Annotated in this window: 28 protein-coding genes; 20 read left to right on the top strand and 8 right to left on the bottom strand. The window is 64.0% G+C overall.

What is annotated here, in order from left to right:
* Positions 1-111: 111 nt before the first annotated feature.
* The 5 genes from ykgO (at position 112) to K4G67_RS04115 (ending at position 2,667) form a co-directional block, all read left to right on the top strand.
* Entirely contained in the window at positions 112-237 is a 126-nt protein-coding gene (gene ykgO, locus K4G67_RS04135) for a type B 50S ribosomal protein L36 (protein ID WP_202082613.1), read from the top strand.
* A gap of 150 nt (positions 238-387) precedes the next feature.
* Positions 388-966 carry an HAD family hydrolase gene (locus tag K4G67_RS04130; RefSeq protein ID WP_239805367.1) on the top strand — a complete coding sequence of 193 codons (579 nt, stop codon included), beginning with the start codon at positions 388-390 and terminating at the stop codon, positions 964-966.
* 55 nt (positions 967-1,021) lie between these two features.
* A complete protein-coding gene (locus K4G67_RS04125) occupies positions 1,022-1,591 on the top strand; it encodes a (2Fe-2S)-binding protein (RefSeq protein WP_239805124.1) in 570 nt (189 codons plus the stop codon).
* Positions 1,588-1,932, top strand: coding sequence for an arsenate reductase (glutaredoxin) (gene arsC / locus K4G67_RS04120; RefSeq protein ID WP_239805123.1), 345 nt, complete (start codon positions 1,588-1,590; stop codon positions 1,930-1,932). Before K4G67_RS04125 ends, arsC begins: the two co-directional genes overlap by 4 nt.
* Before the next feature lie 102 nt (positions 1,933-2,034).
* Positions 2,035-2,667 (top strand): class I SAM-dependent methyltransferase, encoded by a 633-nt coding sequence (locus K4G67_RS04115; RefSeq protein WP_239805122.1) that lies wholly within the window; start codon positions 2,035-2,037, stop codon positions 2,665-2,667.
* A gap of 3 nt (positions 2,668-2,670) precedes the next feature.
* Here K4G67_RS04115 and K4G67_RS04110 read toward each other — a convergent pair whose 3' ends face one another.
* On the bottom strand, positions 2,671-3,519 hold the full coding sequence (locus tag K4G67_RS04110; protein WP_239805121.1) for a glycerophosphoryl diester phosphodiesterase membrane domain-containing protein: 849 nt from the start codon (positions 3,517-3,519) through the stop codon (positions 2,671-2,673).
* 41 nt (positions 3,520-3,560) lie between these two features.
* On the opposite strand from K4G67_RS04110, the gene lipB reads away from it, so the two are divergent.
* The gene (lipB, locus tag K4G67_RS04105; RefSeq protein WP_420829986.1) at positions 3,561-4,247 is read left to right on the top strand and encodes a lipoyl(octanoyl) transferase LipB; all 687 of its coding nucleotides are present in this window, start codon (positions 3,561-3,563) and stop codon (positions 4,245-4,247) included.
* An 11-nt stretch (positions 4,248-4,258) separates the two neighbouring features.
* Positions 4,259-4,522 carry a hypothetical protein gene (locus K4G67_RS04100; protein ID WP_239805120.1) on the top strand — a complete coding sequence of 88 codons (264 nt, stop codon included), beginning with the start codon at positions 4,259-4,261 and terminating at the stop codon, positions 4,520-4,522.
* Here K4G67_RS04100 and K4G67_RS04095 read toward each other — a convergent pair.
* The 4 genes from K4G67_RS04095 to K4G67_RS04080 all read right to left on the bottom strand — a co-directional run bounded on the left by K4G67_RS04095 (position 4,519) and on the right by K4G67_RS04080 (position 8,829).
* On the bottom strand, positions 4,519-5,865 hold the full coding sequence (locus K4G67_RS04095) for a DUF2254 domain-containing protein (protein ID WP_239805119.1): 1,347 nt from the start codon (positions 5,863-5,865) through the stop codon (positions 4,519-4,521). The genes K4G67_RS04100 and K4G67_RS04095 overlap by 4 nt on opposite strands.
* A gap of 185 nt (positions 5,866-6,050) precedes the next feature.
* Positions 6,051-7,040, bottom strand: coding sequence for a quinolinate synthase NadA (gene nadA, locus K4G67_RS04090; RefSeq protein WP_239805118.1), 990 nt, complete (start codon positions 7,038-7,040; stop codon positions 6,051-6,053).
* 84 nt (positions 7,041-7,124) lie between these two features.
* On the bottom strand, positions 7,125-8,000 hold the full coding sequence (locus tag K4G67_RS04085; protein WP_239805117.1) for an MBL fold metallo-hydrolase: 876 nt from the start codon (positions 7,998-8,000) through the stop codon (positions 7,125-7,127).
* A 58-nt stretch (positions 8,001-8,058) separates the two neighbouring features.
* Entirely contained in the window at positions 8,059-8,829 is a 771-nt protein-coding gene (locus K4G67_RS04080; protein WP_239805365.1) for a HesA/MoeB/ThiF family protein, read from the bottom strand.
* Between the two features lie 347 nt (positions 8,830-9,176).
* Here K4G67_RS04080 and rpsT point away from each other — a divergent pair, with 347 nt between their 5' ends.
* From rpsT to dut, 8 genes are all read left to right on the top strand, one after another.
* Complete coding sequence (gene rpsT, locus K4G67_RS04075) at positions 9,177-9,437, top strand: 30S ribosomal protein S20 (protein ID WP_202082632.1); 261 nt, start codon at positions 9,177-9,179, stop codon at positions 9,435-9,437.
* 461 nt (positions 9,438-9,898) lie between these two features.
* Positions 9,899-11,545: a chromosomal replication initiator protein DnaA gene (gene dnaA / locus K4G67_RS04070; protein WP_239805116.1), complete on the top strand. Its 1,647-nt coding sequence runs from the start codon at positions 9,899-9,901 to the stop codon at positions 11,543-11,545.
* Between the two features lie 5 nt (positions 11,546-11,550).
* The gene (locus K4G67_RS04065) at positions 11,551-12,000 is read left to right on the top strand and encodes a hypothetical protein (RefSeq protein WP_239805115.1); all 450 of its coding nucleotides are present in this window, start codon (positions 11,551-11,553) and stop codon (positions 11,998-12,000) included.
* A gap of 20 nt (positions 12,001-12,020) precedes the next feature.
* Positions 12,021-12,833 (top strand): bifunctional DNA-formamidopyrimidine glycosylase/DNA-(apurinic or apyrimidinic site) lyase, encoded by an 813-nt coding sequence (mutM, locus tag K4G67_RS04060; protein WP_239805114.1) that lies wholly within the window; start codon positions 12,021-12,023, stop codon positions 12,831-12,833.
* A gap of 62 nt (positions 12,834-12,895) precedes the next feature.
* The gene (locus K4G67_RS04055) at positions 12,896-13,633 is read left to right on the top strand and encodes a class I SAM-dependent methyltransferase (RefSeq protein WP_239805113.1); all 738 of its coding nucleotides are present in this window, start codon (positions 12,896-12,898) and stop codon (positions 13,631-13,633) included.
* A 4-nt stretch (positions 13,634-13,637) separates the two neighbouring features.
* Positions 13,638-15,191 (top strand): 2-polyprenylphenol 6-hydroxylase, encoded by a 1,554-nt coding sequence (gene ubiB / locus K4G67_RS04050; RefSeq protein WP_239805112.1) that lies wholly within the window; start codon positions 13,638-13,640, stop codon positions 15,189-15,191.
* Between the two features lie 22 nt (positions 15,192-15,213).
* A complete protein-coding gene (coaBC, locus tag K4G67_RS04045) occupies positions 15,214-16,452 on the top strand; it encodes a bifunctional phosphopantothenoylcysteine decarboxylase/phosphopantothenate--cysteine ligase CoaBC (RefSeq protein WP_239805111.1) in 1,239 nt (412 codons plus the stop codon).
* A complete protein-coding gene (gene dut, locus K4G67_RS04040; protein WP_239805110.1) occupies positions 16,449-16,895 on the top strand; it encodes a dUTP diphosphatase in 447 nt (148 codons plus the stop codon). The genes coaBC and dut overlap by 4 nt, the downstream gene beginning before the upstream one ends.
* A gap of 63 nt (positions 16,896-16,958) precedes the next feature.
* On the opposite strand, the gene phbB is transcribed toward dut, so the two are convergent.
* Both phbB and K4G67_RS04030 read right to left on the bottom strand, forming a co-directional pair.
* On the bottom strand, positions 16,959-17,681 hold the full coding sequence (gene phbB, locus K4G67_RS04035; protein ID WP_239805109.1) for an acetoacetyl-CoA reductase: 723 nt from the start codon (positions 17,679-17,681) through the stop codon (positions 16,959-16,961).
* A gap of 126 nt (positions 17,682-17,807) precedes the next feature.
* On the bottom strand, positions 17,808-18,662 hold the full coding sequence (locus K4G67_RS04030) for a hypothetical protein (RefSeq protein ID WP_239805108.1): 855 nt from the start codon (positions 18,660-18,662) through the stop codon (positions 17,808-17,810).
* 375 nt (positions 18,663-19,037) lie between these two features.
* Here K4G67_RS04030 and K4G67_RS04025 point away from each other — a divergent pair, with 375 nt between their 5' ends.
* The 5 genes from K4G67_RS04025 to K4G67_RS04005 all read left to right on the top strand — a co-directional run bounded on the left by K4G67_RS04025 (position 19,038) and on the right by K4G67_RS04005 (position 25,164).
* Positions 19,038-19,490: a DUF3576 domain-containing protein gene (locus tag K4G67_RS04025; protein WP_239805107.1), complete on the top strand. Its 453-nt coding sequence runs from the start codon at positions 19,038-19,040 to the stop codon at positions 19,488-19,490.
* Between the two features lie 19 nt (positions 19,491-19,509).
* On the top strand, positions 19,510-22,035 hold the full coding sequence (gene leuS / locus K4G67_RS04020; RefSeq protein WP_239805106.1) for a leucine--tRNA ligase: 2,526 nt from the start codon (positions 19,510-19,512) through the stop codon (positions 22,033-22,035).
* On the top strand, positions 22,035-22,544 hold the full coding sequence (gene lptE, locus K4G67_RS04015; protein ID WP_239805105.1) for an LPS assembly lipoprotein LptE: 510 nt from the start codon (positions 22,035-22,037) through the stop codon (positions 22,542-22,544). Before leuS ends, lptE begins: the two co-directional genes overlap by 1 nt.
* Complete coding sequence (gene holA / locus K4G67_RS04010; protein ID WP_239805104.1) at positions 22,541-23,575, top strand: DNA polymerase III subunit delta; 1,035 nt, start codon at positions 22,541-22,543, stop codon at positions 23,573-23,575. Before lptE ends, holA begins: the two co-directional genes overlap by 4 nt.
* Before the next feature lie 119 nt (positions 23,576-23,694).
* Positions 23,695-25,164 (top strand): exopolysaccharide biosynthesis polyprenyl glycosylphosphotransferase, encoded by a 1,470-nt coding sequence (locus K4G67_RS04005; RefSeq protein ID WP_239805103.1) that lies wholly within the window; start codon positions 23,695-23,697, stop codon positions 25,162-25,164.
* Positions 25,165-25,401: 237 nt separating this feature from the next.
* Here the strand turns inward: K4G67_RS04005 and K4G67_RS17740 are convergent, their stop codons facing one another.
* Complete coding sequence (locus tag K4G67_RS17740) at positions 25,402-25,542, bottom strand: transposase domain-containing protein (RefSeq protein WP_420829994.1); 141 nt, start codon at positions 25,540-25,542, stop codon at positions 25,402-25,404.
* Between the last annotated feature and the right edge of the window lie 26 nt (positions 25,543-25,568).

The raw sequence follows: 25,568 nt of genomic DNA, 5'->3' as shown, positions 1-25,568 counted from the left end.
GGGTTGGCGTCCATATGGATCGCACCCCCGCCAGAGACGGATGTCCACCCGGGCAGCTGTCGGAATGCGCCCGGTGGGGTCGATCTCTCACCGGCAATTGGGAACGAGACAATGAAGATTCGCAACAGCCTCAAATCGCTGAAGAACCGTCACCGCGACAACCGCGTGATCCGCCGTCGCGGCCGGGTCTATGTCATCAACAAGACCAATCGCCGGTTCAAGGCCCGCCAGGGCTGAATCCTTGCGCCTCGGGCCGTTCGCCGGTCCAGTGGTCTTGCGTGACGATGCGCCGCCGGGGCGACCGGGCGGCGCTTTCGCGTATGCGTGCGCGATGGGAGCGGGCTTGTGACGGATCGTAGAATCGAACATGTCGTGTTCGATGTCGGCATGGTGCTGTTCCAATGGGACCTGCGCCATCTTTATCGCCGGCTGATCGATGATCCGGAACGGCTCGAATGGTTCGTGACCCATGTGGTTACGCCCGAATGGCATCATGGCCACGACGAAGGGCGCGACCTTGCGGAAATGGTCGCCGAGCGGAAAGCCGCGTTCCCGGACGAGGACGCGCTCATCGACGCCTATGCGACGCGGTTTACAGAATCGATCCCCGGCCCGGTTCCAGGCGCGCTCGAACTGGTGGAGGAGCTGGACGCCGCCGGGGTGCCGCTTTTCGCGATCACCAATTTCGCCGACAGCTTCTGGAAAGAGTTCCGCGCGACGCAGCCGGTTTTCGACCGGTTCCGCGACATCGTCGTGTCCGGCACGGAAAAACTCGCCAAGCCGGAGCCGGAAATCTTCGACCTTGCCGCGCGTCGTTTCGGCATCGCGCCTGCGACCGCATTGTTCATCGACGACCGCCGCGACAACGTCGATGCCGCCGCTCGGCTCGGGTGGCAGGTGCATCATTTCAGCGATGCGCCCACGCTGCGCGCCGATTTCGAGCGGCGGGGCCTGCTCCCTTCGTGATGGCGCGGGGCGGCTGCTTTTGCAAACGGGCGCTTCGCTATAGGGCTGGGGCACGATGACTCGCCTGACCGTCAACGATCGCCCGGTGCAATTCCTGATGGACGGGGATACGCCGCTGGTCTGGGCGCTGCGCGATGCGGCGAACCTGACCGGCACGAAGCACGGCTGCGGCAATGGCGATTGCGGGGCGTGCATGGTCATCATCGACGGGCAGGCGATCCGGTCCTGCCTCGTGTCGCTCGCCGAGGTGGAGGGGCGATACGTCACCACGATCGAGGCGCTGTCGCCGGACCGTTCGCACCCGCTGCAACAGGCGATGGTGGCCGAAGGGGCCATTCAATGCGGGTTCTGCACGCCGGGCATCGTGATGGCGGGGGCGGCCTTATTGTCCCGCGATCCGGCGCCGGACCGCGCCGCGATCGATGATGCGATCCGCAATCTATGCCCGTGCGGTGCGCATCCGCGGATCGTGCGGGCGTTCGAACGGGCGAGCCGGTCGCTCCGCCGCCGCGAGCCGGCCGGCGACGTTCCCGCCCCCGGTATCGACCCGGCCGAGGCCGCGCGGGACGTGCCCGCCATCGCGCCCGGCGGTCCAGCAATGCCCAGTGAGGAGAACGACGAATGAAAGCTACCATCTGGCACAATCCGAAATGCGGCACCTCGCGCAAGACGCTCGCCATTCTGGAAGAAACGCCCGGCGTCGAGGTCGAGGTGATCGAATATCTGAAAAACCCGCCGAACGCGGCGCGCCTGCGCGGCCTTTATGAAAAGGCGGGCATTTCGCCGCAGCAGGGCCTTCGCATGCGGGGCACGGATGCGGCCGAACGCGGCCTTCCCGATGCCGACGACGACACCGTTCTGAATGCAATGGCGGCCGAGCCGATGCTGATCGAGCGTCCGCTGGTCGAGACGGAGAAGGGTGCCCGCCTGTGCCGGCCGCAGGATACCGTTCACGAAATCCTTTAGCTTACCGATGTTTGCACCGATGTTTGCCCCGGCGCTTGCAATGCGGCCTGTGATTTGCCACGCCCGCGTCACGATCGGTCAAGAGGCGGAGACGATTATTTCATGGCGGGTACCGAATTGACGCGCGACACCATCACGGGCCGGGCAAAGCGCCGCCTGTCCAGGGCGCTCGGCCCCTGGGGCGTGTTTTTCAAGGGGTTCGTGCAGCATCCGGTGATGGTCGGTTCGATCATTCCGTCCTCACGCTTCACCATCGACCGTATGCTGTCGCGAACGGACTGGAGCCGGTGCGATCTGTTTGTCGAATACGGGCCCGGCGTCGGCACGTTCTGCCAACCGGTGCTGGACCGGATGAAGCGGGATGCGTCGCTCATCGTGATCGATACCAACCCGCTCTATATCGACTACCTCAACCGCACGATCGCCGATAGCCGGTTCACCGCCGTGCTCGGCTCCGCCGCGGAAGTGGAGACGATCATCGCCGCGCACGGCCATGACGGCGCGGATTACATCCTTTCGGGTCTGCCGTTCTCCACGCTTCCGGACGGCGTCGGCCCCGCCATCGTCGATGCCACCCACCGGGTATTGCGCCCCGGCGGCGCGTTCCTCGTCTATCAGTTTTCGGCCAAGGCGCGCGATTTCATGGCCCGCCGGTTCCGCCGCATCGACAGCGATTTCGAACCGCTCAACGTGCTGCCGTGCAAGATGTTCTGGGGCTGGAAGGACGCGGGCTAGGCGTCACTTGGCAGGCGTCGCAGCAAGCTGCGCCCAGATCGCGGTCAGCACCGCCGTCGTGATCAACGAATAGAGCGCGCCGACAAGCGCGCCGATGAATCCTGTGACGACCGCCGCGCCGCCCGCCCCGACGAGCGGCAACAGGATCAGCCCCGGAATCAATGTCGCCACCGTATAGATGATCAGCGCCGACAGCGTCAGCAGCGCGAGAAAGAACAGCAGCCGCGTCGCATTGCCCCGCGTCAGCCGCCACGCACGCAGCAGGGCATCGAACGGGTTGCGCACCCGCTGCGCCACCATGACCGGCGCGGTCAGCACCGCCCGGACGAAGAGATAGAGCGCGATGGCCAGCGCGATCAGCGTGCCGAATGCCCCGGCGGACGATGCCGACCCCGCGGCCGCGCCCGCCGTCGCAACCGGCACCAGCACGAGCAGCATGATCACCCCGATACCCGAAAAAAGCACGAGCTGCGCCGCGATATAGCTCGGCAGATAGCGCAGCGCCTGCTTCATCGCATCGCCCACCGTGGGCCGCGCCGGATCGGCGAGCAGCGCGATCACGGCAAGGACGCCCATGCTCTGTATCAGGAGCGAGGCGAGCAGGACCGGCCACCAGCCGGCGAAAAGATCGAGCATGGCCTGCGTCGCGGCATCGCCCTCAAGCCCTTCCTGAGGCGAGGGCAGGACGAAATTCACGATGAGCTGCGGCAGGAGGAAGAACACGCCGGCCACGATGAGCAGCAATTGCCGGTTCGCCGCGATCATCGCCGCGGCGCGCGACCATGCTCGTCCGATGTCGAGCTTTGCAGGCGGCGGCCCCTTGGGCGCCGGTTTCAGGGAAGGGTATGCCATGGGTCTTGATTGGCACGGCATTTGCCGCCACGCAACGCGCGATGACCGATGATACGAGGGATATGCCCGTCTCTGCACAGGGCGGGATCGAATGGCGCCATAGCTACGAGCAGGTTGCCTATCGCGATGCGCTCGCCGAGATGGAGGTGCGCAATACAGCGATTCGCGACGGCGCGCGCGAATTGATCTGGATGCTTGAACATCCGCCTGTCTATACGGCCGGGACCAGTGCGAAGGATGCCGATCTGCTCGATCCACGATTCGACGTGGTGAAGGCCGGGCGCGGCGGGCAATTCACCTATCATGGACCGGGGCAGCGGATCGGCTATGTCATGCTGGATCTTACCCGGCGGGCGCGCGACGTGCGCGGTTTCGTTCATGCGCTCGAGGGGTGGGTGATCGACACGCTGGCCGACTTCGGCGTCGAAAGCTGGCGGGCGGGGGGGCGCATCGGCATCTGGACCCGCGATGTCGACGGACGCGAGGCGAAGATCGGCGCGATCGGCGTGCGCGTGCGCAAATGGGTGACGATGCACGGGTTCAGCGTGAATCTTTCGCCCGACCTTTCCCATTTTGCCGGGATCGTGCCTTGCGGCATCAGCGAATTCGGCGTGACGAGCCTCGAACGGCTCGGCCATGCGGTGTCGGCGCGCGAATGGGACGAGGCGATGGCGCGGCACAGCACGACGTTTCTCTCCGCGCTGGACCGCAAATGCCCGACGGAGTAATCAGCGGCGCCATGGCGAAAACGATCCTTACCCTCACGATGGCGGCTTTGCTGCCGCTCCTGTCCGGCTGTAACGACGCGGCGGATGCTCCGGCCGAGGCCGAGGGCGCAGCGCCGCAGGGCGAGGTTCTGCCCGGCACGATCGACGATGCGATGATCCCGCTCGATCAGCTCCAGTCGCAGGGCATGCCGGTCAGCGAAGCGGAGAGCGAGGACGCGGATGATACCGAGGCCGAAACCGCCGCGACAACGCAGGCCGAGGAACCCGAGGATTAGTCCGCAGCATCCCCGTTATTGCTGAGTTTTGCGCGGAAGGCCGAGTGCCGGTCGTGCACCTCGGCAAGGTCCGGCCCGCTCAACGCATCGGCGGCCTGGCTCATCAACAGATCGCCTTCCCTGAGCAGAACCTGCACCCGGTCGCGATTGTTGAGCGCGCTGGCGCAATTCTGCATCGCGTCGAACATCGCGAAGGTCGCCTTCCGGCTGGTCGCGACGGCGGAACGCGCCGCGCCGAACCCCGCCGCGACATAGCCCTCGAACCCGGTCATGATCGGGATGACGCGCCGGTCGGTGGATTGTGCGCGGTCGTCATTGGGCGAATCGGCGAGCACCCGGCCCCCAAGCTCCGCCGTGGCCGCCCCGATCCAGTGCAGCGCCGTCATCGCCGTGAACGGATCGTTGATCCCCGGCGACAGCGCGCGCAGGGCAATCTCCACCAGCTCGTCGAGCAGGAAGCCCAGATCCTGCGTCGGCGTGCGCAATCCCGACAGCACGAAACAATCGAGAATCTCCTCGATCAGCGCATCGTCCGGATCGTCGGCGGCAATCTGAACCAATGCCATCGGCGGATGCACGAAATCGCCGGCCTCGGCCTTGAGCACGATGACCGAATCGGTACGCTTCGCAATGTCCTCCAGCCCGGCAAAGTCGATGATCTCGATATATCCGGCAGCGTTTGCCGACACGATCTTGCCATCGGGCGGTTCGGGTTGTTCGATGTCCGATCCGTTATGGGGAAAGCGATGCTTGATCTGCCGGATGAGCCGTTCGCCGATCTGTTTCAGCACGGTGTTGATGCGGATCGAATCGGGAATATGGTTGAGGAAGAAGACCAGCACCGCGATCGACGCCAGCATCATCCCCGTCGCGACCAGCAATGACAATTGCGGCACGAAACCGGGCAGACCGTCCACCGCGGCTGCCTCGGCGGAGGCGGCGGCCTCGTCCTCCGCCCGCACCACGCGCAGCACCATCACCGAATAGACGAAGGTGCCGATGAAGGTGGCGAGCGAAAGCTGATTGCCCTTGTCCTCCATGAAATTGGTGAGCAGGCGCGGGCCGTAGGTGCCGCTGGCATAGGCGACGGCGGCGATGGTGATCGAAAACACCGTCGCGGCGACGCCGATGGTGGTGCTGGCGATGACCTGCAACATGGTGCTGGCGCCGTCGGGGCGGGCGGGCACGAGATATTTGGTGTTCGAGATCATCTCGGCCGCGAAGCTGCGGTCGAGCATGATCGTCACCAGCGCCAGGACGAAGGCGAGGATCGAGAACAGCGCAGGATAGAACCAGTAACTGGCATTGATGCCCGCCAGGAACGAGCGAAGATGCGCGGTCACGGCTTAGCCGCAGCTATGGCGGGCGGGGTTATGGCGAGCGGCGGCGCGACAGGCGGCCCGGTGCGGCGATGTGGCGATGTGAATGGCGTGCTCTCCTGTCGTGCGACCGGAAAAGACAACGCCGCAAACGCCGTTTCGTTGCGCGTTTGCAATACGGCGCGGATCGCGCGCGAGGCTCGATGCCCTCACACCCGGCCCAAATCGCCCTTGCCGATGGTGCCGGCGGCCATTTCCATCATCTTGTCGAGGCTCTGCTTCGCCTTCAGCCGCAAGCCCTCCTCGATCTCGATCCTGGGTTCGAGGTCGCGCAGCGCGATATAGAGCTTCTCCATCGTGTTGAGCGCCATGTACGGACAGATGTTGCAGTTGCAATTGCCGTCCGCCCCCGGCGCGCCAATGAAATTCTTTTCCGGCAGCGCGACTTCCATCTGATGGATGATGTGCGGTTCGGTCGCGACGATGAGCGTGTCGCTCTCGGTCGTTTTCGCGAATTGCAGGATGCCGCTGGTCGAGCCGACGTAATCGGCGTGGTCGACGATCTGCGGCGGGCATTCCGGGTGTGCGGCGATGGGCGCATCGGGATGCTGATGCTGCAATTTCATCAGCTCGGTTTCGCTGAACGCCTCGTGCACGATGCACACGCCGGGCCACAGCAGCATGTCGCGTGCGAACTTGCGGTTGAGATAGCCGCCCAGATGCCGGTCGGGACCGAAGATGATCTTCTGATCCTCCGGGATCTGCTGAAGGATGGTTTCCGCGCTGGACGAGGTGACGATGACGTCGGACAGCGCCTTCACCTCGGTCGAGCAATTGATGTAGGTCAGCGCGATATGGTCGGGATGCGCCTCGCGGAACGCGCGGAACTTGTCAGGCGGGCAACTGTCCTCAAGACTGCACCCGGCGTCGAGATCGGGCAGCACGACGATCTTTTCGGGGCTGAGGATCTTGGCCGTGTCGGCCATGAATTTGACGCCGCAGAACGCGATCACCTCCGCATCGGTGGCCGCTGCCTTCTTCGACAGTTCGAGACTGTCGCCCACGAAATCGGCGATGTCCTGGATTTCCGGCTTCTGATAATAATGGGCGAGGATGACGGCATTGCGCTCCTTGCGCAATTTCTCGATCTCCTCGCGAAGGTCCATGCCGGTCAGATTCTCTCGCGGTTGGGCGGTCATGCGTCGTGTCCCCGTATTGTCGTGGCCCGTGGCGGGCGTGCTTGCCCTTCATCTAGGGACAGACCCCCGGTTTTTACAGGGCATTCATCCCGCAATCGCCCATTCTTCGCCATCGCGCCCCACCATGCCCCGCCGTTCCAGGTCGATCAGATGCGCGAGCACGGATTGCCCCGCCGCGCCGATGAGCCGGGAATCGAGCCCGACATACATCGTCTCGACCAGCGCCGGGATGGCCCGTTCGCCTTTCTCCAGCGTCCTGAGGATCTGCCGCTCGCGCTGTCGGCGATGGCCGATCATGCCGCGCACGAGCTGCCGCGTATTTTCGATAGGGGCGCCATGGGCCGGGTAGTAAATCCGGTCCTCACGGCCGTGCAGCAATTCCATGCTGGCCATGTAATCCGCCATGTCGCCATCGGGCGGGATGACCACGGTGGTGGACCATCCCATGACGTGATCGCCGGTGAACAGCGCGCCGCTTTCCTCCAATGCAAAGCACAGGTGATTCGACGTATGCCCCGGCGTCGCCACCGCCGTCAGCGTCCAGCCATCGCCCGAAATGCTTTCCCCGTCGTTGAGCGCGCGGTCGGGCGCATAGCCTGTATCGAACGGCGCATCGCCGCGCGGCCCGATGGATTCGAGCGCGAGCGCAGCGCAGCCCATGATTCTAGCCCCCGTCCGGGCCGCCAATGGCGCGGCGGCGGGCGAATGATCGCGGTGCGTATGGGTGCAGCAGATCGCCGTGACCTTCCGCGCGCCGACCGCCGCCAGGACCGCGTCGATATGGCCCGCATCGTCCGGGCCGGGGTCGATCACCGCGACATCGGCGCCCGCGCCCACGATATAGGTCTGTGTGCCATGCAGGGTGAACGCGCTGGGATTGCCGGCCAGCACACGCTGCACCAGCGGTTCGAGCTGTTGCGGCGTGCCGACGGGCGGGGCGGGCTGTGTCTTTGCGGGCATGGCCCTCAATATGGGCAGGCCGGGCGTGGCTGTCGAGCATTGCCGGTTCCGCGCGCCGTCACCCCCCTGCGCAGGCGCGGCATTCGGGGTCGCGCGCGATGCGGATCGTCCGCAATGCAGGGCCCAATCCGTCGAGCAGATGCAGCCGCCCCCATTGCGGATCCCCGAGGGACGACACCCCGGCCAGCAGCACGCGCAGGCCCTGCATCGCTCCGAAGCATCCCGCCATACCGGCAAACGCGCCCAGAACGCCCTGTTCGGCGCAGGTGTCGCAATCGTCCGCATCGAACGCATCGCCGACATAGCAGCGATAGCACGGCTGATTCGGCAGATGCCCGGCGAAATTGGCGATCTGCCCCTGAAACCGGCCGATCGCCGCACTGCTCAACGGTACATGTGCCGCGACGCAGGCGTCGGACACCGCCAGCCGGGTGGCGAAATTGTCGCACCCGTCGAGCACGAGATCGGCGCCGGCGACGATCCTTGCCGCATTGTCGGGACCGATGCGGATATCCGATGCCGTAACGGCGATGGCCGGATCGAAGCCGCGAACCCATCGTGCCGCGGCGTCCGCCTTCGAATGCCCGATATCGGCGGCGGCGAAGATCGTCTGGCGTTGCAGATTGCTGGCATCGACGCGGTCGTTGTCCACGATGGTCATCCGGCCGACGCCCGCGCCGGCGAGATATTGGATGGCCGGCGATCCGATGCCGCCTGCGCCGATGACGACGACATGGCTCGCGGCGAGCCGGGCCTGTCCGGCGCCCCCGATTTCGGGCAGCACGATATGCCGGGCATAGCGGTCGAGCCGATCCTCACCGTCGAGCATCGCGCCATTGGCAGGCGCATCGGTGCGCGGGGGCGGGGCGGGGCGGGCGTTTCGGCTGTTGTCGGGCATGACGGCTCCCATGCCCCGGCGGGGGCGATGCGGGCAAGCACTGGATGCGGCGCGCAGGGTCGAGCGGGGATCGCAACCCCGCGGCAGACCGGCGCAAAGCTTGACGATTCGCGCCGATGGCGATATGCGGCGCGCTTTGTCGCGAGGGGCATGCCCTTTCGCGCAAGTTTTCATATCGGTTCGAGCATCCGCACCCCTGCGGCCGGGCCGGGCAGCAATTTCGGTTAGTACCCCGTTTCAACAGGGCCGTGCAGCTTGCGGCCGCATAAAGGATCGACATGGCCAATACCCCCCAGGCGCGTAAGCGCATCCGTCGCAACGAACGCCGCGCCGAAGTGAACGGCAACCGCATGGCGCGCATCCGCACCTTCCTGAAAAAGGTCGAGACCGCCATCGAATCGGGCGACAGCAACGCGGCCAAGACCGCCCTTCACGATGCGCAGCCCGAACTGGCCCGCGGCGTGGCGCGCGGTGCGATCCACAAGAACACCGCCTCGCGCAAGATGTCGCGCCTGTCGAAGCGCGTCGCCGCGCTCTGACGCCGACGTTACAGGACGATTCGCCGCACGCGTCGGCGGATCGGGCCATCAAAGGGCCGCCGGGTGTGATCCGGCGGCCTTTTTCGTGCCAGCCTCGTGGGGGTTCACGCGCGAACGCGATTGCCCTCGAATCGGCGGAAACCCGTTGATTCGGATGGCGAGGGATCGAATAAAACGTTCCAAACCAATGGGTTGAAACCGCACTCTTGGAGTTGTGCGGGCTTGATTGAGTCAAGGCGCATTATTTCAGTTTTTTTACGCCGCAACCCTTGCCGGTGGACCATCCACAGCCCTACAAAATGAGGGCCAGGCGGTGACCCGCAACCGGCATTATTGAACATCGCAAAGAACGCTCCCCCGCCGGATTGTTTCGGCGGACGGTGCCGCATTTTCATGCGGCGCCGACGGGCGGATATTGCCGGTGACAGGACGAGTGGACGAAGGTTTTGGGGCAGGATTTGATGACGGCTATGATGCGCGAATCGGACAATACGAATGATGCAGGACATGGCACCGCCGCACCCCTTTCGTCCTCGCGCATGGCGGGCGGCGCCGTGGACCGCCACGGTGCCGCCCCCCGCGGCAATGCACGTGGCGCCGATGCATGCGGCGGCGGGGCGGTGACGTCCGGAAATTCTGCGGCGCGCGATTCGGGGTCGGGCGATTCGGGGCCGGCTGCTTCAGGACGGGGCGATTCGGGGCAGGCCGATTTGGCGCAGGGCGACGAGGCGCGCCGCCGCGCCGAGGATCTTCAGGCCGACTGGGCCGATATCTGCATCGGGCTGAAAAAGGATCTGGGGCAGCAGCTGTATAATCAGTGGATCCGGCCGGTCGAACTCGGGCCGTTCTGCCGCGAAACGGGAACGCTCGACCTTTACCTGCCGACCGAATTTTCCGCCAATTGGGTCACGGACCGGTTTGCCGACCGGCTCTCGCTGGCGTGGAAGATCGCGAGCAGCGATGTGCGCAATGTCCGCATCTGCGTGCATCCGAACCGGCGCAAGCTGCCCGAATTGCGTGTGGGGTCCGCCGCCGCGGAACCCGCCGCGATGGCCGATCCCGCAGGCGCGCTGACCGATCTTGGTTCCGCCGGGCTGGACCCGTCGCTCACCTTTGCAAGCTTCGTCACGGGCGAGGGCAATGTTCTTGCCTATAACGCGGCGCAGCGCATGGCCGCGATCGAGACGCCGCAATTCTCGCCGCTCTATCTCAAGGCCGCGACCGGGCAGGGCAAGACGCATCTGTTGCATGCGCTGGGCCATCAATTCGCCGCGGCGCGTCCCGGCGCGTGCATCTTCTACTGCTCGGCCGAACGTTTCATGGTCGAATTCGTGCAGGCGCTGCGCCATAATCAGATGATGGAGTTCAAGTCGCGGCTGCGCGGTTTCGACATGCTGCTGGTCGATGATATTCAGTTCATCATCGGCAAGGCATCGGCGCAGGAGGAATTGCTCTACACCATCGATGCGCTGCTGGCGGAGGGCAAGCGCCTCGCCTTTGCCGCCGATCGTGCGCCGCAAGCGCTCGACGGGGTGGAGCCGCGCCTGCTGTCGCGCCTGTCGATGGGGCTGGTCGCGGATATTCAGCCCGCCGATATCGACCTGCGCCGCAAGATCCTCAATCACCGCCTCGCCCGCTTTACCGCGAGCGATGTGCCCGAAGACGTGATCGAATTCCTCGCCCGCACGATCAGCCGCAACGTGCGCGAGCTCGTCGGCGGTCTCAACAAGCTCATTGCCTATGCGCAATTGACCGGACAACCCGTCAGCCTGCAACTGGCCGAGGAACAGCTGACCGATATCCTGTCGGCCAATCGCCGCCGCATTACCATCGACGAGATTCAGCGCACGGTGTGCCAGTTCTACCGCCTCGACCGCGCCGAAATGGCGTCGAAGCGCCGGACCCGCACGGTCGTGCGCCCGCGGCAGGTGGCGATGTATCTTGCCAAGGTGCTCACCCCGCGCAGCTATCCCGAAATCGGGCGCAAGTTCGGCGGGCGCGACCATTCCACCGTGATCCACGCCGTCCGCCTGATCGAGGATCTGCGCACGCGCGATGCCGACATGGACGGCGACGTGCGCAGCCTGCTGCGACAATTGGAGAGCTGATCGCCTTGCGGGCGGTGCGGTTCCTGCCGGTGGGCATGGCGGTTCTGCTCACCGGATGCGGCGCACCGGCGGCGGAGGCGGGCGCGGAACAAACCGACGCTGACAATTCGGCGATGCCGGCGGCGCAAACGCGCGCGGTTTACGTTGCGCGCTACGCCGAACCGGTCGCGAGGCCCGGAACCCCGCCCGTGGCGAGGCCGCTCGCGCTGTTCGACGGGACGTATGCCGTGCGGGACGATTGGCTTGTCTTCGTCATGACAGGCGGCGATCCGGCGTTGCCTGTGTTCTCCACCCGAACGCCGGTCATCGTGCATGCCGACCGTGTCATCATCGCGGGCACCGTTCACGCGTTCGGCGAAACCGTGGCGCGCGGCGGAGCCATGCGCAGGCAGGATGGATACGCCGCGCTCGTCGAACCGCCGCCGCCGGAATGCCGCTATTCCCTCATAGGGTGATCGTTCCTATCTGTGGACGCATGCCAGAGCTTCCCGAAGTCGAAACCACCGTGCGCGGCCTGTCCGCCTTTCTCGATGGGGAAACCATCGCAAGCGTGCGCGTGAACCGGCCCGATCTGCGCCGCCCCTTTCCCGACGGGCTGGTGCAGGCGATGACCGGGGCGCAGGTCACCGGGCTGTCGCGGCGGGCGAAATACGGGCTTATCCATCTGTCCCGCACGCAGGTGATGGTGTTTCACCTGGGCATGAGCGGGCGGTGGCGCATCGACCCGGATGAAATGGGAAAGCACGATCATCTCGTGCTCGAAACGGGCAGCGGCCATGTGCTGGCATTGAACGATGCGCGGCGTTTCGGATCGGTCGATCTGGTCGATGCCGATGCGATTGATGCGTTCGGCCCGTTTGCGGCGATGGGGCCGGAACCTCTAGGGCCGGAGCTGACTGCGCCCTATCTTCGCGATGCGCTGTCGGGGCGAAGCTCGCCGATCAAGATCATGCTGCTCGATCAGCGGATCGTGGCGGGCCTTGGCAATATCTATGTGTGCGAGGCGCTTCACCGCGCGCGCATCCGTCCGGACAAGGCTGCGGGCGCGGTGTCGCTTGCAAAGCTGAAACTGCTGGTCCCCGCCATTCGCGACGTGCTGAACGAATCGATTGCGGCGGGCGGTTCCTCGATGCGGGATTACGCGCGGCCCGATGGCGAGCTGGGCTATTTCGCGACATCATGGCAGGTTTACGGGCGCGAGGGCAAGCCGTGCCATTGCGGCGGAACGGTACGGCGTTTCGTGCAAGGCGGGCGGAGCACGTTCTGGTGCCCCAGCTGTCAGCGCTGAGCCGGTCAAAACGTGACACAATTGCTTTGCGCGGGGCGCATAACGGCCTAAACGCTTGTGCCATGACAGACAGCGAGACAGTTTCCTTCGGCTACGAACAAGTCGCCGCGAGTGAGAAGGCGGACCGTGTTGGCGCGGTGTTCACCAATGTGGCGCGCAAATACGACATCATGAACGATGCGATGTCGGGCGGCATGCACCGTTTGTGGAAGGACCGCTTCGTCCGCCGGGTCAAGCCGCAGCCGCACGAGCGCATTCTCGACATGGCAGGCGGGACGGGCGACATCGCCTTTCGCATGGAGGCACGCGGGGCCGATGTCACCGTGTCCGACATCAATCAGGATATGCTGGACGTGGGGCTCGACCGTGCGGTCAAGCGCGGCATCGACAGCCTCGTCTGGTCGCGGCAGGACGCGGAGGATCTGAGCTTCGAGGATGCGAGCTTCGATGCCTATACCATCGCGTTCGGGATCCGGAACGTGACCCATATCGACCGCGCCCTGGCCGAAGCGCACCGCGTATTGAAGCCTGGCGGACGGTTCTTCTGCCTCGAATTCTCGACCACCGAATGGGCGGGGTTCAAGGAAATCTACGATGCCTATTCCCACCGGCTCGTCCCCGAAATCGGAAAGCGGATCGCGGGCGACGCGGACAGCTATCGCTATCTGATCGAATCCATCCGCCGCTTTCCCACAATGCCCGAATTCGAAGGCATGATCCGCGATGCAGGGTTCGCCATGACGAAGGTGGAGCCGATCATGGGCGGGTTGGTCGCGATTCATTCGGGCTGGAAAATCTGAATTCATGACCCGCCCTGCGATCCATGTGATGCGGCTTTTGCGCTGGGGCCGCACGCTCGCCCGGCATGGTGCGCTGCGCATCGTGGAGGAAAACCCCGCGACGCCCGCGCCGGTGCGCCGGCTTTGCCGCATTGCCCGGTTCGGCACGCGCCAGCCGCACGTGCCCGATTACGCCGCCGCGTTTCAGGAGATCGGCCCCGCCGCGATCAAGCTGGGTCAGACGCTCGCCACGCGGCCCGACCTCGTCGGAGAGGAAGCGGCGCGCAACCTGCTGTCGTTGCAGGATTCGCTCCCGCCCGTGCCGTTCGAACGCATCTGCCGCGTGATCGAGGAAAGCTTCGAACGCCCAACCGACGCGCTTTTTTCCAGTATCGAGGAAACGCCGATCGGCGCGGCCTCCATCGCGCAGGTGCACAAGGCGGTCACGACCGGGGGCCGCACCGTCGCGGTCAAGGTGCAGCGGCCCGACGTGCGTGCGCAGTTCGCCCGCGACATCGACACGTTCGAATGGGCCGCCGCCCATCTCGAAGCGTTCGGCGGGGAGGCGACGCGGCTGCGCCCGCGGCTCACCATCGCCAATTTCAAACGATGGACCCTGCGCGAACTCGATCTGCGGCGGGAGGCGGCCTCGGCCTCCGAACTGGCGCAGGGGATGAGCGCGGTGCCCGGGTTCCGCGTGCCCGACATCGATTGGGACCGGACGAACGGCCGCGTCCTGACAATGGAATGGATCGACGGGGTGAAGATCGCCGATCGCGCGCGGCTGATCGAGGCGGGGCACGATCTGCCCGATATCGCCAACCGGCTGGTTCTCGGCTTCCTGCGTCAGGCGATCAGCGCGGGGTTCTTCCACGCCGATATGCATCAGGGGAACCTGTTCGTGACGGCGGACGGCACCATCGTCGCCATCGATTTCGGCATCATGGGCCGCATCGACCGGCAGGCGCGCAGCTGGCTTGCCGAGATCCTCTATGGCCTGACCACCGGCGATTACCGCCGTGTCGCCGAAATCCATTTCGAAGCGCAATATGTGCCGAGCTATCACTCGGTCGAGGAATTCGCGACCGCCCTGCGTGCCGTCGGCGAACCGATGCGCGGCAAGCCGGTCAGCGAATTGTCCGTGGGACAGATGCTGGACGGGTTGTTCGCCATCACCCGCGATTTCGACATGATGACGCAGCCGCACCTCCTTCTCCTGCAAAAGACGATGGTCATGGTGGAGGGGATCGCGACCTCGCTCGACCCCGGCATCAACCTGTGGGACACGGCGGCGCCCTATGTCCGCGAATGGATCCGCGACGAGCTGGGGCCGGAGGCGGCGATCGCCGACCGCATTCGCGAGGATACGGACACGCTGCTGCGCCTGCCGGGCCTTATCCGCCGGATCGAGGACATGTTCCCGGCCAAGGGCGGCGCGCCGGAGGCACCGCCGTTGCCGCATATCGAGCTGATCTGGGAACGGCGCGATCGCAAGGGCGGCGGGTTCTGGCCCTATGTGCTATCGGCGGGCGTCGGCGCGGCGGCGGCCTATGGCGCGCTCGTGGCCGGGTTGTTCTGATACGGGCGATGGACGGGGCGGCATGAAGATATTGCTGATCATCGGTGGCGGGATCGCGGCCTATAAATCGTGCGAGCTCGTCCGGCTGATCCGCAAGGGCGGGGGCGAGGTGACCTGCGTTCTGACCGAGGGAGCGACGCATTTCGTCACCGCGATGACGCTCGCGGCCTTGAGCGAAAATGTGGTGCACACCACGCTCTGGGATCTCAAGAACGAGACCGAGATGGGGCATATTCAGCTTTCTCGGCAGGCCGACTTGGTCGTCGTATGCCCCGCGACCGCCGATCTCATGGCCAAAATGGCGGCGGGTATTGCCGACGATCTGGCGACGACGCTGCTGCTCGCGACGGACACGCCGGTGCTGATCGCGCCGGCCATGAACGTGCGCATGTGGCAGCATCCCGCGACACAGCGCAATGTCGCCCGGCTGCGCGCCGATGGCATCACGGTGATGGAGCCGGACGCGGGTGCGATGGCCTGCGGCGAATACGGGCCGGGGCGCCTTCCCGAACCCAACGCGATATTCGCGAGGATTCGCGGCACGCTCGACAACCCGGCCGATCCGCTTGCCGGGCAGCCTGATTTTTCGGCAACCGCGCACCGGCGGCTGTTCGGGCGCCATGTGCTCGTCACCGCCGGACCGACGCATGAAGCGATCGATCCGGTCCGTTACATCGCCAACCGGTCGAGCGGAAAGCAGGGCTTTGCCATTGCCGCCGCGGCCGCGGCGATGGGGGCCCGCGTCACGTTAATTGCCGGGCCGGTCACGCTGGCGACCCCGCCGGGCGTGGACCGCATCGATGTCGAAAGCGCGCGGGAGATGCAGGCGGCGGTGGATGACGCATTGCCCGCCGATGTCGCGGTGATGGTGGCCGCAGTGGCCGATTGGCGCGCCGCCGACGTTCGCGATCAGAAGATCAAGAAAGACGGTTCGGGGCAGATCCCTCCACTCGCACTCGCCCAGAATCCCGATATCCTGCGTACGCTCGCCCAATCGGATCGCCGGCCGGCGCTGCTCATCGGCTTCGCCGCCGAGACGCATGACGTGATTTCCCATGCCGAGGCAAAGCGCCGGGCAAAGCGGGTGGACTGGATCGTGGCGAATGACGTGTCGGGCGACGTGATGGGCGGCGATGCGAATGCGGTGCATGTCATCGACGCCGACGGTACCGAAAGCTGGAATGCCATGCCGAAGGATGCGGTTGCCCGTGCGCTGGTGACGCGCATGGCCGATACGCTCGACAAGAAGAACGAGGCATGACCGCCGTGCGTTTCAGCCGGGTGGAGGGCAATGATCTCCCGCTCCCCCATTATGCAAGCGCGGGGGCGGCGGGCATGGATCTGCGTGCGTTTCTCCCCGATGGGGCGGTGACGCTGGCGCCCGGCGAACTGGCACTGGTGTCGACCGGGTTTCGCGTCGAGCTGCCGCGCGGGACGGAAATGCAGATCCGCCCGCGTTCGGGCATGGCGCTGAAACATCGGATCATCGTGCCCAACAGCCCGGGCACGGTCGACGAGGATTATCGCGGTGTCGTCATGGTGGGTCTGCACAATCTCGGCGAGGCGGCATTCACCATCGCGCATGGCGACCGGATCGCCCAGGCGGTCATCGCCGATGTGCGCCGCGTCGGAATCGAGGAAGCCGACGCATTGTCTGACACCCTTCGCGGTGCGGCCGGTTTCGGATCGACCGGGCGGGATTGATGGAAAAAGGGCGGCCCGTTCGGAAGAGAACGGACCGCCCCATGCGAATCGCACGCGATTCGATCAATACATGTGTTGCCCGCCATTGATGCTGAGCGTGGAGCCCGTCACGAAGGTCGCATCCTCGGAACAGCAAAACGCGACGCCGCGCGCGATTTCGTCGGCATGGCCCAGCCGTCCGACCGGGATTTTCGCGATGATCTTTTCCAGAACCGGTTCCGGCACCGCCGCCACCATGTCCGTGTCGATATAGCCTGGGGCGATGGCATTGACCGTCACGCCATATTTCGCGCCTTCCTGCGCCAGCGCCTTGGTAAAGCCGTGGATGCCCGATTTCGCCGCGGCATAGTTGACCTGCCCGTATTGACCGGCCTGGCCGTTGACCGACCCGATATTGACGATGCGGCCCCATTTGCGTTCGCGCATGCCGGGGAACGTGGCCTTCGCCATGTTGAAGCAACCGCCGAGATTGATCCGCATCACCTCGTTCCAGTCGTCCCACGTCATCTTGTGCAAGACCCCGTCGCGGGTAATGCCGGCGTTGTTGACGACAATGTCGATGGGGCCGACATCCCCGGCGATCTGGCTGCAACCCTGCGTCACCGCGTCGTGATCGCCGACGTCGAACTTGGCCGTCTTGATTCCGGTGCGCTCGCTGAACGCTTTCGCCTTTTCGTCATTGCCGGCGTAGTTGGCGACAACTGTGCATCCCATCTCGCGCAGGGCGAGGCTGATCCCTTCGCCAATGCCGCGTGTTCCGCCCGTAACCACTGCAATTTTTGACATGAACATCCTTTCCGCCTGCTCTCCTCCTCAAAAGGTTAGGGATAGCGGCGGACGGTCACAACCTCTTATTCGGTCGGATCGAAACTATGGCAATGCAGCAATTTGGCTACGCATCTGCGGCAGGAATCAGAAACGGAACTGCGTCCCGACATAGACGGCCTGTGCGTCCTGCTCCTCATCCGTGAGCGGGGCGATCCGGTTGCGGTCGGCGGAGTAACGAAGGCCGGCGGTAACCTTCAGGTTGCGGGCCACGCGATAGGCGCCGCCGACATCGACCGACACGTCGGACCCGGTTTCGCCGCTCCGGACCGTATCGACCGGGAACTGTCTCTCGTCGAGATTGACCGTGGCGCTGAACCGGCTGGGCTTCGCCTTCGACGGGGTAAAGCTGGACAGGTCGGGCATGTCGAGCTTGCGAACCTCGCCCGGCAGGGTCAACGTGCGGTTCGCGCTTCCCGCAATGCCCGCGCCCGATCCGGCACGGCCGATCGTGTTCGATTCGCCGCGCTCGACGCCAAAACCCTGATAGCCGCGCGCCATGCCCAGGTTGAAGGCGACGGGCGAAATGCTGGGTATCGAAGCGCCGCGACCGGCGTCCAATCCGCCGACCGCGCCCGCGCGCATGGAAATGGCGCGGACGGTATCGGTGTTGACTCGTACGGCGACCGTCACGGCGCGCTTGCCCGTCTTTTTCGCGCCGGCGGGGGTGAAACGGAAAATGCCGCTGTTGTCCTGCGCGTCGCCCTGCGCGCCGCTCAACCGGGCGAGCAGGCGGGGGTCGGCGGAGGACGGGGTGAAAGCGGTAAGCCCGTCGGAGCTTACCGAAAGAATGCGCCCGGCCATCGAATCGGCGTCGGCCTTATCGATCAGGCCATTGCTGGCGGCGGCGACCGCACTGGGCAGGGCCGCGACGAACGCAGCACCCGTCAGCAGGGCAATGCCCCACCGTTTCGTGCCGAATTTCGTACCTTGCGACGCCACAGTCCTGATCCCCTGAATCTCACTCGCCTTCCTTATACACCGGAAAGCTTTCGCCGTCATGACCCGATTGCAGGGCACGGAGATAAACATGCATAACCTGTCGTAGGGCGCACTGCCAAATGAATGCGTCGGTTCGATGACAGTTCCCTGACCGACTGTTGCATTGAATCGACAGCCGGGTCGTTACGGCGCGCGCGGTTCGGCCCTCGTTCACGCCGGACCGGGCATCGGCGGCGCGCGTGCAAAAACTTGCCGCCGAGGCGCGCACGGTGATAGAGCGCGCGAAACATGTGGCCCGCCCATCGCGGCGCGGGCCGATCCCTTGTGCCAGATACGTTCGCCCCGGCGGGCGAATCGACGAACGAAAGTCCCGCAATGACCGGTCAACGCCCTCGCTTTTCCACCGTTTCTGTCGCTATCGCAGGGCTGGCCGCCCTGTCCGCATTGTCCGGATGCGGCGGGCCCGAACGCGTGCAGACCGAAGCCGCCGCGGCGCAGGTCGCGACCATCGGCGTCAACAGCTATCTGTGGCGCGCCAGCCTCGACACGCTGTCCTTCATGCCGTTGGTGCAGGCCGACAGCGCGGGCGGGGTCATCGTGACCGACTGGTACAGCAACCCCGAAAATCCGGCCGAACGCATGAAGATGACAGTCAGCATCCTCGACACCGACCTGCGCGCCGATGCGCTGCGCGTCGCGGCCAGCCGCCAGGTCGCGCATGGCGGCGGATGGGTCGATGCCCCGGTGCAGGCCGCCACGGTGCAGAAGCTGGAAGACATCATCCTCACCCGCGCGCGCGAATTGCGCCGGAACGCGGTGATCGGCTGATCCGGGGGATACGCGAGGCATGAGCGAAGAGCGTTTCGATCCGTCGCAGGCCGACGGGCGCTGGCAGCGCGCGTGGGACGATGCGGAAACCTTCCGTGCCGATTCGGCGAGCGCGAAGCCTAAAAGCTACGTGCTGGAGATGTTTCCCTACCCGTCCGGGCGCATCCATATCGGCCATGTCCGCAACTACACGATGGGCGACGTGCTCGCGCGGTACAAGAAGGCAACGGGGCACGAGGTGCTGCACCCCATGGGCTGGGACGCGTTCGGCATGCCGGCCGAAAACGCCGCCATGGAAAAGGGCGTGCACCCCGGCGGCTGGACCCGCGAGAATATCGCCAACATGAAGGCACAGTTGAAGCGGCTGGGCTTCGCGCTCGACTGGACGCGCGAATTCGCGACCTGCGACCCCGAATATTACGGGCATGAGCAGGCGCTGTTCCTCGCGCTTTACGAAGCCGGGCTGGTCTATCGCAAGGAAAGCGCCGTCAACTGGGACCCGGTCGACATGACCGTGCTCGCGAATGAGCAGGTGATCGACGGGCGTGGCTGGCGTTCGGGCGCGCTGGTAGAAAAGCGCAAGCTGTCGCAGTGGTTCTTGAAGATCACGCAATTTGCCGACGAATTGCTCGACGGCCTGGGCAATCTCGACATGTGGCCGGACAAGGTGCGGCTGATGCAGGAGAACTGGATCGGCAAGTCGCAAGGTTTGCAATTCCATTTCAAGGGCAGCAATTTCGACGATGAGATCGAGGTCTATTCGACCCGGCCCGACACGATCTTCGGCGCCAGTTTCATCGCCATAGCGGCTGAGCACCCGATTGCCCGCGCACTGGCCGACACGTCGGGCGAGGCGGCGGCCTTTATCGAGACGTGCCGCGCCGGCGGCACGACCGCGGTGGAGCTGGAGACCGCGGAAAAGCTCGGATACGACACCGGGCTGCGGTCAGACCACCCGTTCACGGGCGAGGAATTGCCGGTCTATATCGCCAATTTCGTGCTCATGGATTACGGCACCGGCGCGGTGATGGGCGTGCCCGGCCATGACAGCCGCGACTTCGAATTCGCCACGAAATACGGCCTGCCGATCCGGCGTGTGGTTGCCGCCAGTGCGGAGGAGGCGGACACGCCCTTCGCCGGGGCGGCCGAGGCGGGCGAGGGCGTCATCGTCAATTCCGACTTTCTCGACGGCATGAGCGTCGCCGATGCCAAGGCCGAGGTGATCGCCCGTGCGCAAAAGGGCACGTGGGGCGAGGGCAAGACCGTGTGGCGCCTGCGCGACTGGGGCGTGAGCCGTCAGCGTTACTGGGGGACGCCGATCCCGTTCATCCATTGCGCGGATTGCGGCGTCGTGCCTGCGCCGATGGACAGCCTGCCGATCACGCTCCCCGAGGATGTCGATTTTCAGACGCCGGGCAATCCGCTCGAACGGCATGCGACGTGGAAGCATGTCGATTGTCCGAAATGCGGCGGCAAGGCGGAGCGGGAGACTGACACGCTCGACACGTTCGTGGATTCCAGCTGGTATTTCCTGCGTTTCGCGAGCCAGCCCGCCGACCGCCCGTTCGATCCTGCGGAAATTTCCGCATGGTTGCCGGTCGATCAGTATATCGGCGGGATCGAGCATGCGATCCTGCACCTGCTCTATGCGCGATTCTGGACGCGGGCGCTGAAACACATCGGCATGATCGATGTCGCCGAACCGTTCCGGCAATTGTTTACGCAAGGCATGGTGACGCACGAAACCTATTCGCGCACCGGTCCCAACGGGCAGCCGGTCTATTACGCGCCATCGGAAATCAGCCGGGCGGCAGAGGGCGCGACATTGAAGGATGATGGTGGCGCAGTGGACATCGGCCGCGTCATCAAGATGTCGAAGTCGAAGAAGAACGTCGTCGACCCCGACGAGATCATCGCGCAATATGGCGCCGATGCGGTGCGCTGGTTCATGCTCTCCGACAGTCCGCCGGAACGCGACCTGCCGTGGAGCGAGGCGGGGATCGAGGGCTGCGGCCGTTTCGTGCAGCGTCTGTGGCGCCTGTTCGGACAGGTCGACGATGCTGCGACGGGCGAGGACAAGCCGCTCGCCCGCAAGACGCATCAGGCGATCGCCGCCGTCGGTGAGGATATCGAGGCCCTGTCCTTCAACAAGGCGGTCGCGCGGATCTACGAGCTGACCAACGCGACGGAAAAGGCGCCGCCATCGGTCAGCCGCAACGACGCGATCACCGCGCTGATGCATCTCGCCAGCCCGATGATGCCGCATCTTTGTGAGGAAACCTGGTCGCGCAGCGGCGGCGAAGGGCTTATCGCAGACGCGCCCTGGCCGTCCGTGGAAGAAAGCCTGCTTGTCGAGGACGAGGTGACGATCGCGGTGCAGATCAAGGGCAAGCTGCGCGACACGCTGACCGTGGCGAAGGGCTTGCCGAAGGACGAGCTGGAGCGGCTCGCGCTGTCGAGCGAGAAGGTGCAGCGCAATCTCGACGGGGCCGAAATCCGCAAGGTGATCGTCGTACCCGACCGGCTGGTCAATCTGGTGGTCTGATGCGGGCGGCGGTTCTTCTCCTCGCGCTCGCGACGATGCCGCTTTCGGCGTGCGCGTTGCAGCCGGTATATGCTGGTGGCGGCGATGGAGCGGTCGCGTCCGGGCTCTCCGGGATCGAGGTGTCGCCCATTGAGGGGCAGTCGGGCTGGCTCATGCGCGATGCGTTGATCGAGCGGCTGGGCGCGAGCGGGGCGGTGCCAACGCGGTACCGGCTCGACGTACGGCTAGACAATCGACTCGAAGGGCTGGGGCTGTTGAAGAACGATACGATCGGACGTGAAAGGCGCACGTTGCGTGCGCGTTATCGGCTCGTGGATGTGGCGACCGGGGCGGTCATGCTGGACACCACGTCTGGTTCCGATGCCGGGGTCGATGTGGTTTCGAGCGAATATGCTACGATCGCGGCGGAGCAGACCGCACTCGAAAACTTGACGCAGGTGGTTGCCGACCGGATCGTTGCCACGCTGGCGCTGAAACTGCGCGACCAATCGCGTGAAGCTGAACGGTGAAAGCAAAGAACAGCAATTTTGCACAGATTGCGCCGCAGGCTGTGCAGACGGCGAAAATCTTCTTCTTTTGCGGGCCGGACGAGGCGGGCGCCCATGCTGCCGCAATGCGCCTAATAACCCTGTTGGGCGAAAAAGCTGGCGAGCGGGTGGAGATTGGCGGCTCAGAATTGAAGCGTGATCCGGTCAGGCTGTCGGACGAAACCCGCTCTACTTCCTTGTTCGGGGACACGCGCCATATTTTCGTACGCGTTCAGGCGGAAGAAGCGCTCGAAGCGTTAAAGATCCTTATCGAGAGCGAGACGGTGGCCGATGGTTGGCCGGTGCTTATCTTGGCATCGGGTGCGACTGACAAATCGCGCACGGCCAAGTTGTTGGAAAAGCGGGACGATGCGCTGGTCGCGATGTTCTACCCGCCCGACATTCGTTCCGTGACATCGGAAGTGCGACATATGGCTGATGCGGCGGGACTGCGCATGGGCTCGGAATTGGCCCAACGGATCGCCGGATCGGTTGGGCTGGACACCCGCATGGCGAAATCGGAAATCGCGAAGCTGGCTCTTTATATCGACGCTGCGCCAGAAGCACCCCGTTCCGTCTCCGAAGCTGACGTGCATGCGATCGGTGCTGTGACCGAAGACGACGGAATGATGGCGCTGGTGGATGCGGTTCTGTCCGGAAACCTAGAGCGGCTTGGCGAGGAGCTTACGCGGTTTCAGCAACTGGATATGAATCCAGTTGGCACTTTGCTCGCGATGGAGCGTCGGGTAGCAAAACTGACCGAATTGTCATCTAAATTGGGGTCCCGAGCCGATGTCGCCGCGTTCGTCGCTCAGCAACCCGGTGTGTTCTTTATGGAAAAGGGTGCGATCGCAGACCAGCTTTCTCGCTGGCGGGGTCCACGTCTGGCTCGATTGTCTCAACGACTGGTAGCGATGCATCGGCAGCTTCTGGCCGATAGCCAGACGGCTTCGCTCAATTTTCGTATAGGTTGTACCAATATCGCACGAGCGGCATCGCAATCTGGCCATTAGGTATAAAAGCCTATTCATTGGTTGGTATTACTTTGCCATATGGCTTTGGCCGTGTATGCTGCGATGCAACATGGAATAGCCCTTAGCGTGCTTCGGGTAACGACCCTTAGTCGGTGAAAGTGGAACGGATCAAACCGATGCTACTAAATTCCAGAATTGCAACCGATGCGCGGCCTACGAAAAAAGGCAAGCGCCAAACCTCAATCTCGGCACGGCAGGATCGCAGGATACTAACACCTTCGCAGTTAGCGCGCATTCCGTCACTCGAGCAGGGGCGTCTCCAATGCTACCTCATGCTCGTTATCGGAGACTTGGCGGCGCTTGCCTTTGGGTTTTTCTTGGCGAGCTATATCTATCTTGGTGCGATGTTCGCACCGCAATCGATGATGCAGATACAGATGATCCTGCCGGTTTTTCTGACCATCGGACTTTATAACGGCAGCTATTCGATAAAAGCCTTGCGACAGCCGACCTTCTCGATTCTGCGGGCGATTGTGGCTTTGCTTGTCGCGGCCGCGATCATCACCTTCGTCGCATTTTTTGCCAAATCCAGCGCGGAATTTTCGCGCAGCACCATGGCGCTATCGCTTCTATTTTCGGTGATCACGATCATCTTCGTGCGTGATCAGATGCGTTCGGTCATCCGGCAAAGGTGCGGTACGACAGGTGAAAATTTCCTTATCGTGTCTGATGGGGGGCCGAAGATCGAAAGCGACAATGCGTATTATTTCGATGCGGAGCGCTTTGGTCTTCGTCCAGATATCGGGAATCCCGAAGCGATCGAACGGCTGGGCAAGATGTTACGTCACATGGACCGCGTTCTGGTTTCTTGTGCGCCGGAACGCCGAGGTGAATGGGCGCACGCTCTTAAATGCCTTTCGGTTGATGGCGAAATTCTCGATGATTCCGTTAGGGAGCTTGGTGCTTTGGGCGCGCACGTTCGCGATGGGATGGGAATTCTGCTGATTTCGCATCGACCGCTTGGTCTTCGCGCTCGTATCATGAAGCGTGCCTTTGACCTCGCCGTGGCTGGCCCGGCGGTCATACTTCTCTCTCCTTTGCTGGGGCTTATTGCCCTGGCGATCTGGCTTGAGGATCGCGGCCCTGTCTTCTTTCTTCAGAAACGAATGGGGCGGTCGAACCAGCTTTTTTCGATCTACAAGTTTCGTTCCATGCGCAGCGACCGACTGGACAGCGCGGGAAATCGTTCGGCGTCCAAGGATGACGATCGAATTACCAAGGTCGGTCGTTTCTTGCGCCGAACGTCGCTGGATGAGGTTCCACAGTTACTCAACGTTCTGGGAGGAAGCATGAGTATCGTGGGGCCGCGTCCGCATGCCCTCGGTTCGCAGGCTGGTGACAAACTTTTCTGGGAAATTGATTCGCGATATTGGCAGCGTCACACGCTAAAGCCCGGCCTTACCGGCCTTGCGCAGGTACGGGGTTTTCGCGGCGCGACTGATACGGAAGGCGATCTCACCAATCGGCTGCAGTCGGACCTTCAATACATGGATGGCTGGTCGTTATGGAGGGACATATCGATTAGCTTCGCTACCGCACGTGTATTGGTTCACGATCGGGCTTTTTAGGTCGTGTTGACAAGATAATTAAGTCATAGCCGTATGCTGGCAATGTTGAGACGGCTGGCGAGGGTTTAATGGTCTTGCCGCAGTGAAATGTGATGCGACGTGATAGCTAGAGTTTTTTGAACATCCCTTCGATGCGGTTGCGGTCCTAGGTCGTGAACCCGTAAATCCCGAGCGCGTATAGGCTGTGGTGCAGGATCATTCGACCGGCTATATTTGTTTGATGCGTAAGCGGTGTTTTCAGCCCCTGTAGGCCCAAGGCATCAGTTGATCGATGTGCTTATCCAAGTGACGGTTGGCGAGACTGGTGAGCATGGCGTTCATCCATGCGTTCGAATCGATGCTTGGTAACTTGCCGCTCTCGATAAGAGTGGCGATCATTACCCAGCTGTCGGCGCCTTCGTTGG

Origin of the sequence: Croceicoccus hydrothermalis, from assembly GCF_022378335.1 — a bacterium.
GTDB lineage: Bacteria > Pseudomonadota > Alphaproteobacteria > Sphingomonadales > Sphingomonadaceae > Croceicoccus > Croceicoccus hydrothermalis.
The sequence above is the reverse complement of the archived record's forward strand: the minus strand, read 5'-3'. Positions and strand labels throughout refer to the sequence as shown.